General features: G+C 45.7%; 12 protein-coding genes. All 12 read left to right on the top strand.

Annotated elements, in window-relative coordinates; all coding sequences use genetic code 11:
• Positions 1–641 precede the first annotated feature (641 nt).
• The 12 genes from OKW21_RS23655 (at position 642) to OKW21_RS23600 (ending at position 18,325) form a co-directional block, all read left to right on the top strand.
• Positions 642–2,357, top strand: a complete 1,716-nt coding sequence (locus OKW21_RS23655) for an ABC-ATPase domain-containing protein (RefSeq protein ID WP_277484261.1) — start codon at positions 642–644, stop codon at positions 2,355–2,357.
• Positions 2,358–2,361: 4 nt separating this feature from the next.
• Entirely contained in the window at positions 2,362–3,336 is a 975-nt protein-coding gene (locus OKW21_RS23650; protein WP_277484259.1) for a ribose-phosphate diphosphokinase, read from the top strand.
• A 235-nt stretch (positions 3,337–3,571) separates the two neighbouring features.
• A complete protein-coding gene (locus OKW21_RS23645; protein ID WP_277484256.1) occupies positions 3,572–4,165 on the top strand; it encodes an RNA polymerase sigma factor in 594 nt (197 codons plus the stop codon).
• A 192-nt stretch (positions 4,166–4,357) separates the two neighbouring features.
• On the top strand, positions 4,358–5,347 hold the full coding sequence (locus tag OKW21_RS23640; RefSeq protein ID WP_277484255.1) for a FecR family protein: 990 nt from the start codon (positions 4,358–4,360) through the stop codon (positions 5,345–5,347).
• Positions 5,348–5,556: 209 nt separating this feature from the next.
• A complete protein-coding gene (locus OKW21_RS23635; RefSeq protein ID WP_277484253.1) occupies positions 5,557–8,940 on the top strand; it encodes a TonB-dependent receptor in 3,384 nt (1,127 codons plus the stop codon).
• Positions 8,941–8,944: 4 nt separating this feature from the next.
• On the top strand, positions 8,945–10,507 hold the full coding sequence (locus tag OKW21_RS23630; RefSeq protein ID WP_277484250.1) for a RagB/SusD family nutrient uptake outer membrane protein: 1,563 nt from the start codon (positions 8,945–8,947) through the stop codon (positions 10,505–10,507).
• Positions 10,508–10,676: 169 nt separating this feature from the next.
• Entirely contained in the window at positions 10,677–12,017 is a 1,341-nt protein-coding gene (locus tag OKW21_RS23625; protein WP_277484248.1) for a sulfatase-like hydrolase/transferase, read from the top strand.
• Between the two features lie 28 nt (positions 12,018–12,045).
• Positions 12,046–13,410, top strand: a complete 1,365-nt coding sequence (locus tag OKW21_RS23620; protein WP_277484245.1) for a sulfatase family protein — start codon at positions 12,046–12,048, stop codon at positions 13,408–13,410.
• Between the two features lie 229 nt (positions 13,411–13,639).
• Entirely contained in the window at positions 13,640–15,073 is a 1,434-nt protein-coding gene (locus OKW21_RS23615; protein ID WP_277484243.1) for a sulfatase-like hydrolase/transferase, read from the top strand.
• Positions 15,074–15,184: 111 nt separating this feature from the next.
• A complete protein-coding gene (locus OKW21_RS23610; RefSeq protein ID WP_277484241.1) occupies positions 15,185–15,799 on the top strand; it encodes a TetR/AcrR family transcriptional regulator in 615 nt (204 codons plus the stop codon).
• 49 nt (positions 15,800–15,848) lie between these two features.
• The gene (locus OKW21_RS23605) at positions 15,849–17,222 is read left to right on the top strand and encodes a TolC family protein (protein WP_277484239.1); all 1,374 of its coding nucleotides are present in this window, start codon (positions 15,849–15,851) and stop codon (positions 17,220–17,222) included.
• A gap of 50 nt (positions 17,223–17,272) precedes the next feature.
• Entirely contained in the window at positions 17,273–18,325 is a 1,053-nt protein-coding gene (locus tag OKW21_RS23600) for an efflux RND transporter periplasmic adaptor subunit (protein ID WP_277484237.1), read from the top strand.
• The last annotated feature ends 1 nt before the right edge of the window (position 18,326 follow it).

Here is an 18,326-nt window from a genome sequence, read left to right as displayed (position 1 = left end):
TAGTTAACTTCGGGGGTAGCCCTTTGTTTTGGATAAAGACAATAGCCAGTTGATGTGCGCTAATGTACTAAGCGGCAGTGAAGGGGTTTGTGGAAGTTTTATGATAGTTGTCCGGGTAAAAAAAGCATATTATCATGTCATAGTGACAATTTGTTTAAGAGAACTTGCTTTCGCTTTTACATTTATGCGGGCTGCTTTCCCGCTGTCGTGCTAATACATTACACTTGAGTGCTTATAGCCGATAAGGGAGACCTGCATCACTTGCAGGAAACAGCATATCACTTCTGCCAGACATTAAGGGGGTATCAATATGATTAGGTAAGGCTTATATCTGAGGTGGGTGAAAAATAAGCCTACATATTTAGGCTTACCCAATCGTTAAAAAATTGTTGTTTTCAATTCATCCAGTAATGCAAAGCTATAAAGCATAACGCTGCTATAAAATAGTCACTTGCCTTCCTTTTTATTAGGTGAATACTACCAGTCATCCGTAGCTACTAATGCATAAGATATAGCTTATATAGCTTGATATATGCTTCCGAGTGGACTAATAGTACTTTTACCAAACTTGTATAAGTAACCTTCCGTAGCCCTCATAGTTAATGCAGAAAGTTTTATCCATAAATGAATAGCAATTATTTATGAAAAAACAGGAGGATCTAGGCAGGCAGCTTCTTGCCATTGACCGCAAAAACTACAAAGCATACAAGCAGATCAGAGGGCATTACGACTTTGGCAATTTTAGCTTACACATTGATTATGTGCAAGGTGATCCTTTCGCCAGCCCCAGTCAACTGGCAATACGCATGCCTTTGGAAGAAACCGGCCTTCCCCGGGATAGCTACAAAAACAGCAGCCGGCAAACAGCTTTATGTGACTATATCAGTAGGGTGTTTGCCCAAAATTGCAGAAAGCATTCTGACCACCGGAGTGCCGGACACCGGGGTGCCGGCCACAGCGGGAAAATGTTTATGCCCTCCATAGGTCAGGAGATACTGGAAAGAAACGCTACTGTGCTTGCTGATACTTCTTTAGAGGTAAGATTCAATGCCGGCTTACCAGCCAGAGGCAGAAGTGTATTGGGCAGGCAGGCAGTAGAAATGCTCATTAAAGACCTGCCTCAAATTGTACAGGAAAGCTTATATTATGATGCGCTGGATAAGAGGAGGTTGCAGGCACACATTGAAGTGGCCGAGGATGCTGACTTTCTGAGAACACAGCTCAGACAAATGAACCTGGTGGCTTTCATAGCCAATGGAGCCATACTTCCCCGCCGAAGCGGTGTAGACGATCGGCCTATGAGCGGACAGGCCGTTCCTTTCCAGTCGCCATCCTCTTTAGAAGTCACGGTAGACCTCCCGAACAGAGGAAAAGTTAGGGGCATGGGGCTGTATAAAGGGATTAACCTCATTGTAGGCGGAGGGTACCATGGCAAGTCTACATTACTACGCGCCATCAGCATGGGCGTTTATAATCATATCCCCGGCGATGGTCGTGAGTACGTTGCCACGGATGCCAGCGCGATGAAGATAAGGGCAGAAGATGAGAGAAGTATTCAAAAAGTAAACATCTCTGCTTTTATCAATAAGCTCCCCCTACAGCAATCTACTGAGGCTTTTTCTACGCCCAGTGCCAGCGGTAGTACCTCACAGGCCGCCAATATTATGGAAGCCCTTGAAGCAGGTTCAAAACTACTGCTGATTGATGAGGATACTTCGGCTACCAATTTTATGATCCGCGACCATCGGATGCAGCAACTGATCAGCAAGGAGAAAGAGCCTATCACTCCCTTTCTGGACAAGGTGAAGCAGATGTACCATGAGCAGGGTGTATCTACTATCCTCGTGATGGGAGGAAGTGGTGACTATTTTGAAGTTGCCAATACTGTGATTGCCCTTGAAGAATTCAGGATAAAAGATGTGAGTGAGCAGGCCAAAGCGATTGCTGAAAAATACCAGACGCAGCGGGCCCGTGAAGGTGGGCAGCAATTTGGAAGGCTCAGCCACAGGCAGGTTGACCATCAATGTCTGAATCCCGAAAAAGGCAAAAAGTCGGTGAGTATCAAAGTACATGCTATAGACCAAATACTTTACGGAGAGGAAAAAATAGATGTGAGTCAGATAGAACAACTCATTGACCAGGGGCAACTCAAGGCCATTGGGGAGGCAATGGTTTATCTGTACCATAATGCCAACGGAAAGGCTAAACTGGCAGACGATCTGTCGCGTTGTGAGCAGCTGCTAAACGAAAAAGGGCTGGATGCTTTGTCTCCCAAACTGAGAGGCGATCTGGTGAGGTTCAGAAAAGTAGAGTTGGCAGCCGCCATCAACCGCTTTAGAAATTTGAAAATCATATAAGCTTATGAAAAATGATATTAAATTATTTGCCCTAAAACCCGATGAGGACCTGGGAGGAAAAGTAGCTGAACAACTAGGCATAGCCCTGGCTGAATTGGAAGAGAGAAGCTTTGAGGATGGAGAGCATAAGCTCAGAGCTTTGGAAGGGGTGAACGGGAAAGATGTATATGTCATCCACTCACTCTACGGTGACCTGAACCATAGTGTAAATGACAAAGTGGTGAGGTTGATCTTCCTGCTGGGCTCTCTCAAAGATGCCGGGGCCAAAAGAGTGACTGCCATTATCCCTTATCTCGCCTACGCTCGCAAAGATCGTAAGACCAAAAGCCGTGATCCCCTTAATACCCATTACCTTGCCCGTATGCTAGAATCAGTAGGTACAGACAGGGTGCTAACGGTTGACGTACATAATCTGCAAGCTTACCAAAACGCTTTTCGCTGTAAGAATGAACATCTGGAAGCCCAAAGGCTTTTTGCGGTCTACCTTGAAACTAAGCAGCAGCGCGGACCAGTGGCGATAATGTCACCTGATGCCGGGGGAGTAAAGCGGGCCAGTGCTTTTCGTGGGTTGATGCAGGAAAAAACGGGCCAGAAGATTCCACTCATTTTCATGGAAAAAGAAAGAAGCAGGGGCGAAGTCAGCGGTGAAGCCCTGGTAGGTGAGGTGGCAGGTAGAAACGTCATCATCTTTGACGATATGATCAGTACCGGCACTACGCTTAGTCGTGCTGCTGCTGCCTGTAAAAAAGCGGGAGCAAAGTCAGTAAAAGCTGTGGCAACCCACGGACTGTTTGTCAATACTGCCGGAGAACTACTGTCAGCACCGGAAATTGAGGAACTGATCATTTGCAATACCATTCCTCCTTTTCGCCTCCAAAATACCGAAGTAAGCAGAAAACTGAAAGTGCTGGACATTTCACCTTTGCTTGCCGATGCCATACAAACCCTGAGTGAAGGGGGCGAACTGGAAATGATGTAGGATTCGGGCTTCCGTATTTTATGTTCTTCTGATATCGGCCAAGTCAAAAAGGTAAACTTATCCTGTGGCAAAAGATTTTTGGTTTGTGATGCACAAACCGAAGTTTTCCGCATTGCTTTCCAATGTTGTTTATGTCAAAACGTATAATTCAGGCAAAAGCCCGAATTAATTCACATCATTACAAAAAGTTGTATATTTAATGTAAACGTTTTTTTATTGAAAATATACGGCATATATGCAGGCAAATGCAAAAGAGGATGATGACTCTTTCCATGTAAACCAACTGAAAAAAGGCAATGCTTCAAGTTTTAACTTTCTGTTTCATCAATACGAAGCAAAGCTATATCATATATGCCTGTACCTTACCCACTCGCCCTCTGATGCCGAAGAAGTAGTGCAGGAAGTATTTGTCAAAATCTGGGAAACCCGCCACCGCCTTGATCCCGAGCTGTCGTTTTCAGCTTACCTGATTCAGATTGCAAAAAACCATATTTATAATAAGGCCAGCCGGAGGTTAAGAGAGCATGCTTTTCAGACTTACTACACACATACCCAATCAGCTTTTGATAACTCTACTCAGGAAGAGCTAAACCATTGGTCAACAGAGAAGATTATCACGCAGCTGATTGACAGCTTGCCTTTTATGCAAAAAAAGGTCTTTACCCTGAGCAGGTTTCAGGGCTTGAGCAATCAGGAAATTGCCAATCACCTGCAATTATCCATCAGCACAGTTGAAAATCATATCCATCTTGCCCTGAAAACCCTGAAAAAGCATCTGGTCAAAGAGCATCTTTATTTCGCCTTGTGGATGTTGGAAATGCTACAATAAAGCATCCCGTCCCTCAAGCAGAGATCAGTCTTTTGTCACGCAGGTAGTTATGTATTTTCCAACCTAAACCTTGTTTCTCTGCCCACCTGTCTAATAATTATTACACTTCTTTACATAGTCTGTAAATTTCTGGAAGCTCTTAGGTAGTGGAGGTCTCCCAACTGTATATAGAATACATGTGGTACAAGAATAATGATAGACAAAGACCTCATTAATAAGTTTTACAAAGGTGAATGTACTGATGCAGAAGTACAGAAGGTACTGAGTTGGTTTGATGATCAGCACACAGGAGAAAAGTATATCAAAGCTTTGTGGCATTCATATGAAAAGAGAGAGCCTTCTGCAACCCACAATTCTCAGCAAATATTAAAAACCATTCACCAGCGGACAGGCATCACTGAGAGACGTACCCAATACCTTATACTGCATAAAGAGTGGGCAAAAATAGCCGCGATCTTGATATTTGCTTTTTCTCTCTCATTTTTGATCACAGAAAATGAGCTGAATCCGGATACGCTCACTAGCGCGATTCATTATGTAACCAAAGAAAATCCTGCCGGGCGTAAATCCGTCATTCATTTACCTGATGGCACAGTGGTACACCTGAATGCAGCAAGCAACATTACTTATCCGGAAGGTTTTAGCGATTCTATCCGTAGCGTAGCGCTGGTAGGAGAAGCATTTTTTGAAGTCGCTGAAGATAAATCTAAACCCTTTATCGTATCAGTGGCCGGCGTGGATACCCGTGCTTTAGGAACTTCTTTTAATGTAAAAGCCTATGCCGAAGATCAGCATGTACAGGTAGTGCTGGCCAGTGGAAAGGTAAAAGTGTCACAATCCGGATGGAATGATGATGCTGAGGTTTTTCTGAGCCCGGGAGAAGAAGCATGGGTGCAGAAGAAGACCAGAGCTATGCATAAACAGGAGGCGGACTTATATACCTCCCTGGCCTGGAAAGACAACCTGATGGTGTTCAATCAAGCGTCTGCTAAGCAAGTTTTTACTACACTGGAAAGATGGTACGGCGTTGATATATCCTTTTCTGAAGCAATGCCGGCTGATGAATGGAGCTTTGCAGGTGAGTTCAAAGGCGAAAGCCTGGAAAATGTACTGCTTAGTATCAGCTATGTAAAAAGTTTTGAGTATCAAATCAACGATCAATCTATTGTGATAACACCCTAAACTACTATTCTATGACCTACTTCAATAGCACATAAAAAAGCCCGTAGCGCTAATAGCACTACCAGTCCATCTCTTAAAATTCTTTATGACAAAGGCAGCTCAGCAAATAGATGTCACTTTGTCTACAAGTATTCTATTGCCTTTGCAAAACCAAAGTCTTATATAAAACAACCTAAAGTATGAAAATTCCGCTACTAAAACTATTCATCATGAGTACGAGATTCGTGGCTTATGGCGTGCTGCTACAGCTGCTCTGCTTTCAGTTACTCATCGCCGCTGATGGTGAAGCGCAGAATATCAGGAACGTAAAAGAGGTGATGATCTCTGTAGATTATCAGGAAACTACCCTCAACGAAGTGTTCCGGGGTATAGAGTCTAAAACTGAGTTTAAGTTTGTCTACGACCAGCAGGATATCCCGCTGCAAGATAAAGTAAGCTTCACCCTGACTAATCAGTCATTGGCAGATGTGCTGGTTGAAGTATCCCGGATAAGCCGCCTCAGTTTTAAACAGGTCAACAATACCATTAATGTCAGGAGGTTGAAAAATAAAAGAACGGATAAGCCCATAGAAGTGATTATAGAGCAGACCATCAGCGGAAAGGTGAGCGACAGTGAATCCGGTGAGCCGCTTCCGGGGGTCAATGTGCTGGCCAAAGGCACCACTACTGGCACCGTGACCGGCGTGGATGGAAACTACCGCCTTACCGTTAGTGATGAGGTCACCACTTTGGTTTTTTCTTCCATCGGCTACCTCTCTCAGGAGATACAGATCAACGGCAGGGCCAGCATAGACATTAGCATGAATGCTGATGTACAATCGCTGGAAGAAATCGTGGTGGTGGGTTATGGCGTACAGCAGAAAGTGAACCTGACGGGCGCTATCTCAACGGTAAATTTTGATGAAGAACTGGAAAACCGCCCCATCACCAATGCCTCCCAGGCGCTGGGAGGTACGGCTTCAGGCATCTGGGTAAGTCAGAATTCAGGTAAGCCCGGTGATGATGGAGCACAACTGAGAGTGAGAGGCTGGGGGACATTGAACAACTCCAACCCCCTGGTCATTGTAGATGGGGTGGAAGGCTCTTTTGACCAGCTCAACCCCAACGACATCGAGAGCATCTCGGTGCTGAAAGATGCAGCGAGTGCCGCTATCTATGGTTCTAAAGCTGCCAATGGCGTTATCCTGGTGACTACCAAAATGGGTAAACTCAACGAGAAGATGCAGGTCAATATCAACTCTTATGCGGGTGTGCAATCTCTGGGGAGAAGATATGATGTAGTCAGCAACAGTGCCGAGCACATGGAGTTGAGCAATCAGGCTTTGATCAATGAGGGGGCAAGCCCGCTTTTTTCTGACGAACTGATTACAGCCTTCAGAAATGGTGGTGACCCTTATAAATACCCGAATACCGACTGGTTTAATGAGTTATTTCAGACTTCGCCTATTCATGAGCATAACATTTCGGTAAGGGGGGGCTCGTCACAGTTATCTTCTTTTCTCTCTTTTAACTATCTGGATCAGGAAGGCATGGTCCCCAATACCAGTTCCAGAAGGTATGGTTTGAGGGCAAATCTGGAATCCAGCGTCAATGACTGGCTGACATTGGGAGGCCGTATCAATTATATCAGAAGAGATTCCAACGAACCCTATGCGGATGTTACCTACGGTTCCTTGGGACGTGTGTTTGAAATGCTGGGAGGAGCTACTCCTTACATTGCCCCCTTTACCAGGGATGGCCGGTTTGGCTCGGTGCAGGCCATTGACCAGGATGGTAACCTGCTGTACGACAACCGTAACCCTCTGATTGACGCAGCCAACGGCCTGACGAAAACCGAAGAAAACATTCTGACGCTGAATGCGACGGCCGACATCAGGTTAAACGATGACTTTATGCTCAAAACCACTTTTGCTTCCAATAACGAGTGGCGATTGATAGACAAGCACAATACCAGCGTTTTTGGCTACACCGATACCGGCATAGAGACGATCACCAAAAACTATAACAGGGAAGGGCTGGAGATCAACAGAGATCATGTTTCCATGACAAACAACAACCTGTTTACCACGCTCAATTACAATAAAAATATCGCTGAAACACATGATGTCTCAGCAATTGTGGGTATCCAGCTGGAAACCAACAAGATACAGGATGTTTTTGCCCGAAGATCGGCTCCTCCCAAAGAAGGTTTGACACAGGTAGATGCCGGTACCTCCGGCATTCAGGGTACTGGAAATATGGAAGGACTCAGAATATTTTCCTACTTCGGAAGGGTAAACTACGCCTTGCTGAACAAATATCTATTTGAAGTAAACCTGCGAGCAGATGCATCTTCCCGTTTTAGGGATGGTAACCGATGGGGTGTGTTTCCCGGCTTCTCTGCCGGATGGAGACTTTCTGAAGAAGAATTTATACAGAATATGGATGTTTTTTCTAACCTGAAACTGCGGGCCTCATGGGGGCAGTTAGGAAACCAGAACATATCAGGTTTCTGGCCCTATCTCACTGTAATTGAGCAGAACAATAATTTGAGTTACAACTACAACGGAAGTTTTGCCCCGGGAGCAGCAGTAACCTCATTGGTAGACCAAAACATAAGCTGGGAAACTACCTCTACCCTGGATATCGGAATTGATATAGGATTACTGGAAGACAGAATCAACATAGAAGCGGATTATTTCCAGAAGACAACTGAAGACATCATTGTGCAACTACCTATCCCCCAAATTTTGGGAGGCCTGGCTGCTCCCTATGAAAACGTAGGGGAAATGTCCAACGATGGGTTTGAGTTTATCATCAACTACAGCAACCTCAGGTTGGAGAAAGATCAGCTGGGCTTTAATGTAGGATTTAACCTTACTTACATCAACAATGAAGTGACCAAATTCAGAGGAGGGGATTCTCCCGACCAGCTTTACCTGATCAGGGAAGGTTATTCTTACAGAACTTTGTATGGATTCAATGCGACAGGCATTTACCAAACCGATGACGAAGCGCTGGAACATATGCATTCCAACAGCTTTACGCCCGTAGCCGGTAACCTGAAATATGAAGATTTGAACAACGATGGCCGCCTGACCTTTGAAGACAGACAGGCGCTGGGCAACACCTTACCTAAGCTTACCCTTGGTTTTTCACCCAGCTTTAGGTACCGGGGCTTTGATCTAAATCTACTGTTTCAGGGGATAGGAGGGGTCAATATGTATACCCAGAACAATTTTACCACAGTTACCTGGGAAAACAGGGTGCTCTCAACCCGGTGGAGAGATGCCTGGACTCCCGAAAATACCGATACGGATGTGCCCAGTATCAAATTTAATAACTCCTGGGACACTCAGCCTTCTTCTTACTGGGTACAGGACCTCAATTTCCTTAAGCTCAAAAATGTCCAGCTCGGATATACCTTCCCTGAAGAGCTTACTTCACGTCTGGGCCTGGAGAAAATCTATTTTTATGCCAATGGGCAGAATGTGTTTACCCTCGTCAGTGACGATTACGAAGGCTATGATCCGGAGAGAAGTACATTCAATTCAGGCTATAACATCTACCCTGTACCCAGGATAGTTTCTTTTGGCGTTAACCTAAACTTTTAGAGCAATGAAAATCAATAAACTTATCATATATATACTTTCATCTTTTCTGCTGCTGCCCATTGCCGCCTGCGATGAGGAGTTTCTGGAGTTTTACCCTGAAGACAAAATTACTTCGGCCAACTTTCCTGAAAATGAAGGAGATATCAAATTGCTGTTAAACGGTGTCTATGCCTTATTGCGGGAAAACTCAATCTACAATGAAGGCTTGTTTGGCTTTGGTGTACTGGATGGGGCTACACCCAATGCGCATAACTGGGGCAATACCCCCATTGCCAAAGCAGGTAACGGACAGCTTTCTGCCAGCGACGGACATATCGTGACTTTCCGGTGGACCCGTTGTTACGCCATCATTTTCAGGGCAAACTATCTGCTGAAATCTCTGGAAGAAGTTGAGCTGGGCGAAGCCCTAAAGACCACTTACACTGGTGAAGCTCATTTTTTGAGAGGGCTGGCTTACGCGCTGCTGGCTGACAGCTATGGCGGAGTACCCATTGTAGAATCTGCTCTCAGTACCGAAGAGGCCAGAAACATCAGCCGGGCTAGTCTGGAAGAAACCTGGAACCAGGCAATTTCTGATTATGACATTGCTATCGCTAATCTGGATGTTGACGCTCCGGAAGTAGGCAGGGCCACCAAAGGAGCCGCGCTGGGTTTGAAAATGAGGGCTTATCTGTATCAGAACAAGTATGAGCAGGTGCTGGGCGTGATTGAGCAGATAGAGGCTTTAGGAAAATACAATCTTTTTCCCAGCTATGAGGGGCTGTTCAGCGAAGAAAACGAAAATAACAAAGAAGTAATCTTTGATGTGCAGTACATCTCCGGAGAAAACTCGCAGGGTTCTTTGCATGATCAGTACTGCGGTACCGGTACCGGCAGCTGGACCCGTGGTAGCCGATACGTGCCTACCGACGACCTGGTAAGTGCCTACGAAATGATAGATGGCTCCGAGGTAGACCCGGAGAACCCTTATGAAGGACGTGACCCCCGGCTTGGATTTACTGTGGTGCTGCCCGGCTCCTTTATCCTGGGCCACCAGTTTCCTAATTATATCTATCCGGGCGGAGCGTTTAACCATCCCGGCAACCGGCTAAAACACCTGAGCAGCAGAAAATACCGCATAGGATCCATGTCTGAATTGCCTCCTTCCGGGCAGTCTTCTCTGAACAACATTGTAATGCGCTATGCCGACGTACTCTTATCCAAGGCAGAGGCAATTATAGAAACCAATGGTAGCATAGACGAGGCAGTGGCCCTGATCAATAGAATCAGAACAGAGCGGGATGATGTCAGGATTACGCCTCTTCCTATGGGCTTGTCACAGGCCGAAGCCCGCGAAAAGTTACGGCATGAGAGAAGAATAGAGTTCGCGCTGGAAGGCCTGTATTGGTCTGATATCAGAAGGTGGGGTATTGGCAATGAGATTTATCCGATAGAAGTGAAAGACCATAATGGTGATGTTATTGAGACCAAATTTCCGAATGGCTACCTGGAATATTACGATTTGCTGCCTATTCCCGACAGCGAGCTTTCACTGAACGATATGCTTGAGCAGAATCCGGGCTGGTAAGCTCCGGGCTGGATAGCTCCGGGCTGGATAGCTCTATTTAAGTGCTCATAGCCTTGGGAGAACAAATTCAAGGCGGAACACTGTAAGCTACTAGATAAGGATTTCATACCTTTTGTGAAATCCTTGTTACATTTGGCTTAGATATTTTTATAAGAACTAACACTTCACGATGCACACAACCTTATTCAGTATTCTTTTTGCCTCTTTACTTTTTTTAGCAGCCTGTGAAAATCAGCCTTCCCAGAAATCAAATGCTTCAGCTTCTTCCAAACCCAATATCGTGCTCATTATGGCAGATGACCTGGGCTATGGCGGTATCAGTTGCTATGGAAATGAAGAAATAAATACCCCCCACCTGGATGCACTGGCGAAGCAGGGAATCAAGTTTACGGATTTTCATTCCAATGCTCCGGTTTGCACCCCTACCCGCGCGGCACTGCTTACCGGCAAGTACCAGCAGAAGGTCGGGCTGGAAGGTGTGATTTATGTAAGGGGTGAAACCCGTGAGGTGGGGCTGGATACCACAGCGCTGACCATTGCTGAGTTGATGAACGACAATGGATATGCCACCGGCATCATGGGTAAGTGGCATCTGGGTTATAAAAAAGAGTTTAACCCGGTGCATCATGGCTTTGACGAATTCTACGGCTACGTCAGCGGAAATGTAGATTTCCACTCACACTACGATAATGCGGGCATCTACGACTGGTGGCATAACCTGGACTCTATTCAGGAAGAAGGCTATGTAACCGACCTGATTACCGAACATTCGGTAGACTTTATCAAGCAGCATAAAGAGGAGCCCTTTTTCCTTTATGTACCGCATGAGGCTCCTCATGTGCCTTTTCAGGGTAGAAACGACCCCGCCTACCGATTTCCAGACAAAGAGTTTACCTATTACGGACCGGTAGAAGATCAGGATAGAGCCTATAAAGAAATGGTGGAAGTGATGGATGAAGGCATTGGCAGGATCATGGAAGCACTCAGAGAAAACGGTCTGGAAGAGAATACGCTGGTATTCTTCCTGTCCGACAATGGCGCGGAGGAGTTTGGTCATAACGGAATACTCAATGGTCATAAAGGCGGGCTGCTGGAAGGAGGACATCGTGTACCCGCCATCGCCTACTGGAATGGACGAATTAAAGCCGGCCAGTCGTCAGAGCAGCTCATGAGCATGGACTTGCTGCCCACCATACTTTCCGTTAGCGGAACTGAAACCTCCGAAGGTAGAGATTTTGATGGGAAGGATTTTTCGCCAGTGTTATTCGGAGAAGGCGAGATGCCCGAGCGTACACTCTTCTGGCGGTACCGTGGACAAAAAGCCGCCCGAGAAAACGAATGGAAGCTGCTCATCACCAAATCCGATACAGCGCTCTATAATCTGGAGGCAGATCTCCGCGAAACCACCGACCTGTCCGAACAGCATCCGGACATTTTAAAAAATTTACTCAATCAGCTTGAAGACTGGGAAAAAGAAGCAGGTCAGCTTGATGAGATGAAAACAATTTAAATGAGCTTTTACATAACCTAAACACACTATGCTATATCATTGGATTACGCCCTTAGCCTTTTGCTTATCGCTAATTTTTTTTCCTCTTCATACAGAACAAAACCCTCCTGAAGAAACTCCACCGAATATCCTGCTCATCCTTACTGACGATCAGGGCTACCATGATGTTTCTTATTACGGCACGGAAGATCTTCAAACGCCTAACATTGACCAGATCGCTGCGGAAGGTATGCGCTTTGATAATTTTTATGCCAACTGCCCGGTCTGCTCGCCTACAAGGGCCGCACTACTCACTGGTCGCTACCAGGATTATGTAGGGGTACCGGGCGTTATCCGTACCCATGCGGATAACAACTGGGGTTATCTGGACCCTACAGCCACCTTGCTGCCTCAGGAGCTGAAAATGGCAGGTTACCATACTGCCATCATTGGCAAATGGCATCTGGGACTTGAATCACCCAATACACCGGTAGAACGGGGCTTTGACTACTTTCATGGCTGGCTGGGGGATATGATGGACGACTACTGGACCCATCGCCGCCACGATATCAACTATATGCGCCTCAATGGAAAAGAGATAGACCCCGAGGGACATGCCACCGATTTGTTTTCTGACTGGTCCGTGGATTATATTAAAAGCCAGGCAGATGATGCCCGCCCCTTCTTCCTTTATCTGGCCTATAACGCGCCTCACTTTCCGGTGCAGCCTCCCCAGGAGTGGCTGGATAAGGTGAAGCAAAGAGAAAAAGGAATAGATGATACCCGCGCCAAACTGGTAGCCTTTATTGAACATATGGACGAAGGCATTGGAAAAGTGATCAATGCCCTGAAAGAGAGCGGTCAGTATGAGAACACCATCATTGTTTTTTCCAGCGACAATGGGGGGCACCTACCCAGCAAAGCTAATAACGGACCTTTGCGCGATGGTAAGCAAAGCATGTACGAAGGAGGGCTAAAAGTACCCACGGCTATCAGCTGGCCGGGCAAAATAGCAAAGGGCAGTGTGTCTGACAACAGATATCTGTCTATGGACCTGTACCCTACATTACTGGCGCTGGCCGGTATGGAGCCCAAAGATAAAATTGAGGGACAGAACTTCCTTCCTGAATTGCTGAATGGCTCACAATCAGATTTTGAACGTCCGGTCTACTTTACCCGCCGGGAAGGAGGCACTCGTTATGGCGGGCAGAGTATTTATGCCGTACGCCAGGGCGACTGGAAACTGCTGCAAAACAGTCCTTATGAGGCCTATGAACTTTATAATTTGAAGGATGATCCGCAGGAGCAGAATAACCTGATGGAAGAAGAACCGGAGAAGTACGAAGAACTCAACAAACTGCTCATGCAGCATATCCAAAAGGGAGGGCAGGTGCCCTGGCAAAAGCCTGAATAATGGTAAAACCCCCAAAAACAAACTACTGATTTTTACTAAATACTACTAAGTATGAAGACTTATTTACATTAAACTAAAACTGGTTTCAGTCTTCAAGACTGAAATCATGAATGAAGGCAAAGTCTGAGACTTTGCTTCATTTGGTCACTTCAGTTTCTAACTGAAGTGAGTATCTTGCTACAAAGCAATGATATAAACTAATAGTGTCAACTTACTTAATAGCAATTCCATGAAACTTATATTAAAAGTGAGCTTACTGTTTTGCTGCGGCTTCACCTTCAGCAATGCACAAACACGAACTTCTGAAAAGCCTAACGTCATCCTCATCCTTGCTGATGATCTGGGTTATAATGATGTGTCGGTGTACCGAAAAATGCATCCCGCACAGGTAGAACTCGCTCCCACCAGTCAGACGCCCAACATTGATAAACTGGCTGAGCAGGGGATGATGTTTACTAACTTTTATGCCGGAGCAGCAGTCTGTTCGCCCTCCCGCTCTGCCCTCATCACCGGACGAAACGCTAGCCGTGTGGGCATTTATAACTGGATACCTGAAAATTCGCCCATGCATCTGAGAGCAGAGGAAGTCACCATTGCGGAAATGCTAAAAGAAGAGGGATATGCTACCGGACACTTTGGAAAATGGCATCTGACTTCTCAGGGCACAGATCAACCTCTCCCCAATGAGCAGGGTTTTGATTACAGCTTCTATGCTTACAATAACGCGATACCTTCTCACAGAAATCCTGAAAATTATTTCCGAAATGGCGAAGCCGTAGGTAAGCTGGAAGGCTATGCCTGTCAGCTCGTAGTAGATGAAACTATTGAATGGCTGGAAAGAAAAAAAGATAATAATGCTGGTAGTGAACCCTTTTATCTTAATGTATGGTTCAATGAGCCCCATCTGAAAGTGGCCGCCCCGGAAGAATTGACGAAGAGACATGCTTACAATCAGGAATATTACGGTGCTATAGAAAATATGGACCTGGCAGTAGGCAGATTGATGGAATACCTGAAGCAGAATAATCTGGAAGAGGAAACTATCGTGATCTTTACTTCTGATAATGGCTCTCGCTGGGACCACTCCAATGATCCTTTGCGGGGAGAAAAGTGCTTTAACTTTGAAGGAGGCATACGGGTTCCTTTTATCATCAGGTGGCCTGCTAACGTTCCCGATGGCAGTTCAAGTGATGTAGCCGGTAGCTTTACCGATGTACTTCCTTCCCTGGCTGAATTTACCGCTGCTTCTCTACCCACCGGATGTACGATTGATGGAGTTAGCCTGGTTCCTGTGTTTACCGGAGCCGCACCACAGGAAGAGCGGGAAGATCCCATCTTTTTCTACCGCTATTTCCATGACCCCATTTGTATGCTAAGAGAAGGTGACTGGTGTCTTTTAGGCTACAAAAACCTGATTCCCTATGCGGAAAGCCTGAACGAGGGAGAGCTAGCCAACATCCGTCCCTGGCATTTTCAGGAAAACCATATGGAATACCTGGACGGGCTGGAGCCTGAGCACTTTGAACTATACAATTTACGCACTGACAAGGAGCAGCAACATAATTTGGCAAAAGCACATCCCGAACGGGTGAAACAGATGAAAGCAAAAATGCTTCAGCTTCGTAATGAAATGGTCAGGGAAGGGGGAGATTGGTATAAGTAAGGCAGTTTCGTCATAAGAAAAAGTAGCCGAAGAGGTAATTTTTTTGCTTTGGTCAAAAAAAGCTTTACATTTACTGAACACTGTTCATTACATTTACGTTGTATAGCTCATATGGGAACCAAAGACAGAAAGCAAAGAGAGAGAGAGCAACTCAAAGGGCTTATTTTGAAGGCAGCGCGGGAAATCTTTTTTGAAAAAGGATTTCACAATACCAGCATTCGGAACATAGCCGACCAGATAGAGTATAGCCCCGGGACCATCTACCTTTACTTTAAAGACAAAGATGCGATTTTCCATGAGCTGCACAAAGAGGGTTTTCAACTGTTGAAACAAAGTAAAATGCAGGTCTTGCAGGATATCAAAGACCCTTTTGAAAGGCTGATTGCCATGGGCAAAGGCTATCTGGAATTTGCTCATGAGAACCCTGACTATTATGACCTGATGTTTGTCATCACTAATCCAATGGAAGCATTGGAGGATAAAGAGTGCTGGATGGAAGGGCAGACTGCCTTTGACATATTGGTAAATGTAGTGGATGCGTGCATTCAGCAAGGACATTTTAAAGGACATGATGCGGAAAACCTGGCTTATACGGTGTGGTCTACCCTGCATGGTATGGTTACCATCAATATCCGCGGTCGTTGCATGGTGATTAGCGAAGAAAAAAGAGATCATATTGCTTCTATGGGTTTTGAAACCCTGATCATGTTACTGGAGAAAAGCTAAAATTTTTTTGCCATTTTACTAAACACTGTTCATAAAAAATACAATGTATATGTCGCTTAAAAACAAACCATTGGTAGCTGTCAGCTTGCTATGTTTTTTGCTCACAGCGATCCCTAAGAGCAAAGCTCAGGAAGCACTGGATGCGTACATTCAGGAAGGGCTGAAAAACAATCTTGTGCTACAGCAGAAGCATGTCGGCCTGGAGAAAGCCATGTATTCACTGAAGATAGCCAGCAGCTATTTTCAGCCCTCACTGGATTTTAACGCCAGTTTTAATCATGGCGAAGGTGGTCGCGCAATTGCGTTGCCGGTGGGTGATCTGCTTAACCCGGTCTATGCCACCCTCAATGAACTGCTACAGGAAAACGATTTTCCGCAGATAGAGAATGTCAATCAACAGTTCTTTCCCCAAAATTTTGTAGATGCCCATGTCCGGGCTTCCGTACCGCTGTATAATCGTGATCTGTATTATAACCATACTATACAGCAGCATGAGGTGGCGCTTCAGGAGTACGAAGTGAAAATCTACGCAAGAGAACTGGTCAAAGATATTAAGACTGCCTATTTCAGATATCTGAGCGCAGCGGAAGCTGTAAAAATCTATGAAAGTGCCCTTTCGTTGGTCAAAAAAAATGTGGAAGTCAACGAAGCACTTCTGAGGAATGGCAGAGGGCTTCCTGCATCCGTGCTGCGGGCAGAAAGTGAGCTGGAGACCGTGAAAGCTCAGTTGCATGATGCGCAAAATATCAAAAAAAACGCCCGCAAGTATTTCAACTTTCTACTCAACCGGGAGCAGGCAATGGACATCAGGGCGGATGCGGAAGTGCGCAATCGGACAGATGAACTTATAGTGAAAGTAGATTCTGCAGCAGTACAGGCAAGAGGGGAGGTGGAAATGCTCAGGACTGTGGACTTAATAAACCACACCCTCATTAACATGAAGCAGAATTTCTGGTTTCCCAAGCTCAATGCTTTTGCAGACCTCGGGGCTCAGTCCGAAAATATGGACTGGACGAGCCGTTCCCCTTATCTTTTGGTAGGACTTTCTGTGGATATTCCACTGTACCAGGGTAGACGAAACCACTATCAGATCAAACAGGCAGAACTGGACCTTCAGACCAACCGGTTCAACTTAGACCATACTACACAGCAATTGCAATTGGCAGTAGATATAGCACTGAATAACCTGAATACAGCGTATCAAAACCACCTGGCTGCGCAAAAACGCATGAAGTCAGCAGAAAGCTATTTCCGCCTGGTAGAAAGAGGCTATCAGGAAGGCACCAACTCACTCATTGAATTCATAGACGCTCGCAATCAGCTCACCTCGGCCCAGCTTCACCAGAGCATCAGTACCTATAAAGTGCTGGAGGCTATGGCAGCGTATGAAAGGGAAAGTGGTACTTATCCTTTGCCTGAATAGGCAATATAAATTGTTACTCTCAAATCTTAAGAACGATAAAAACTAATGTTATGAAAACCATACATACCTTCATCTTCATTGTGCTGGGGGGACTATCGTGGCAGGCTTGTAGCCCGGCAGAAAGCGCCAAAGCCATGCCCGAAAATGACGCCCCTATTCCGGTGCAACTCATGAAACTTGAAAAAGAAGCAGTGAGCAGGGCTATCACTACCTCTGGTCAGTTCAGTACCGATGACGAAACTACCCTTTCCTTCAAAACCGGTGGAATCATCAGGGACATTCATGTTAGAGAAGGAGATTATGTGCACCGAGGTGAGCTGCTGGCCAGGCTTAATCTGACAGAGATCAGGACAGGAGTAAAACAGGCTGAACTGGCTTTGCAAAAAGCACAAAGAGATTTTCAAAGAGCTAAAAATCTCTATCAGGACAGCGTAGCTACACTGGAGCAGTTTCAGAATGCACAAACTGCTTTGGCACTGACAGAAGAACAGTTGAAGTCCGCAAAATTTAACCTCAACTATTCTGAAATCCGTGCGGCTGCGGATGGTTATGTGCTTAAAAAATTTGCCAATGCCGGACAGATGATCAGCGCCGGGGATCCTGTAATCAGGGTAAATGGTGCGGGAAAAGCACACTGGATTTTTAAAGCGGGAGTAAGCGATAAAGAGTGGGTGATCATTCAGGAAGGAGACGCTGCCAGTATCATTACCGATGCCATGCCTGAAAAGCCTGTTGCTGCCCGGGTCATCAGAAAGTCAGAAGGAGCGGACCCTGTGAATGGTGCCTTCACAATTGAACTGCGTGCGGATGCAGATTCACAGAAAAAGCTAGCCAGTGGTCTCTTTGGTACCGCTACTATTGTACCGCAGCAAAAAGTAAATGTATGGCGTATCCCTTACGAGGCGCTGCTGGATGGTCATGGAGATCAGGGTTTTGTATTTGTTACTTCTGACAAAAAAACCGCGCAGAAAGTGGAAGTGAGCATAGCTGCTATAGATAATGAGTTTGTGCATATCAGCGGAGGGTTGGAAGATGCCACAGCGCTTATTACCCGAGGAAGCGCCTATCTGAAAGATGAGTCAACCATCAGTATTGTTGAGTAAA

The organism is Catalinimonas alkaloidigena (assembly GCF_029504655.1).
Taxonomy (GTDB): Bacteria; Bacteroidota; Bacteroidia; order Cytophagales; family Cyclobacteriaceae; genus Catalinimonas; species Catalinimonas alkaloidigena.
The sequence above is the reverse complement of the archived record's forward strand: the minus strand, read 5'-3'. Positions and strand labels throughout refer to the sequence as shown.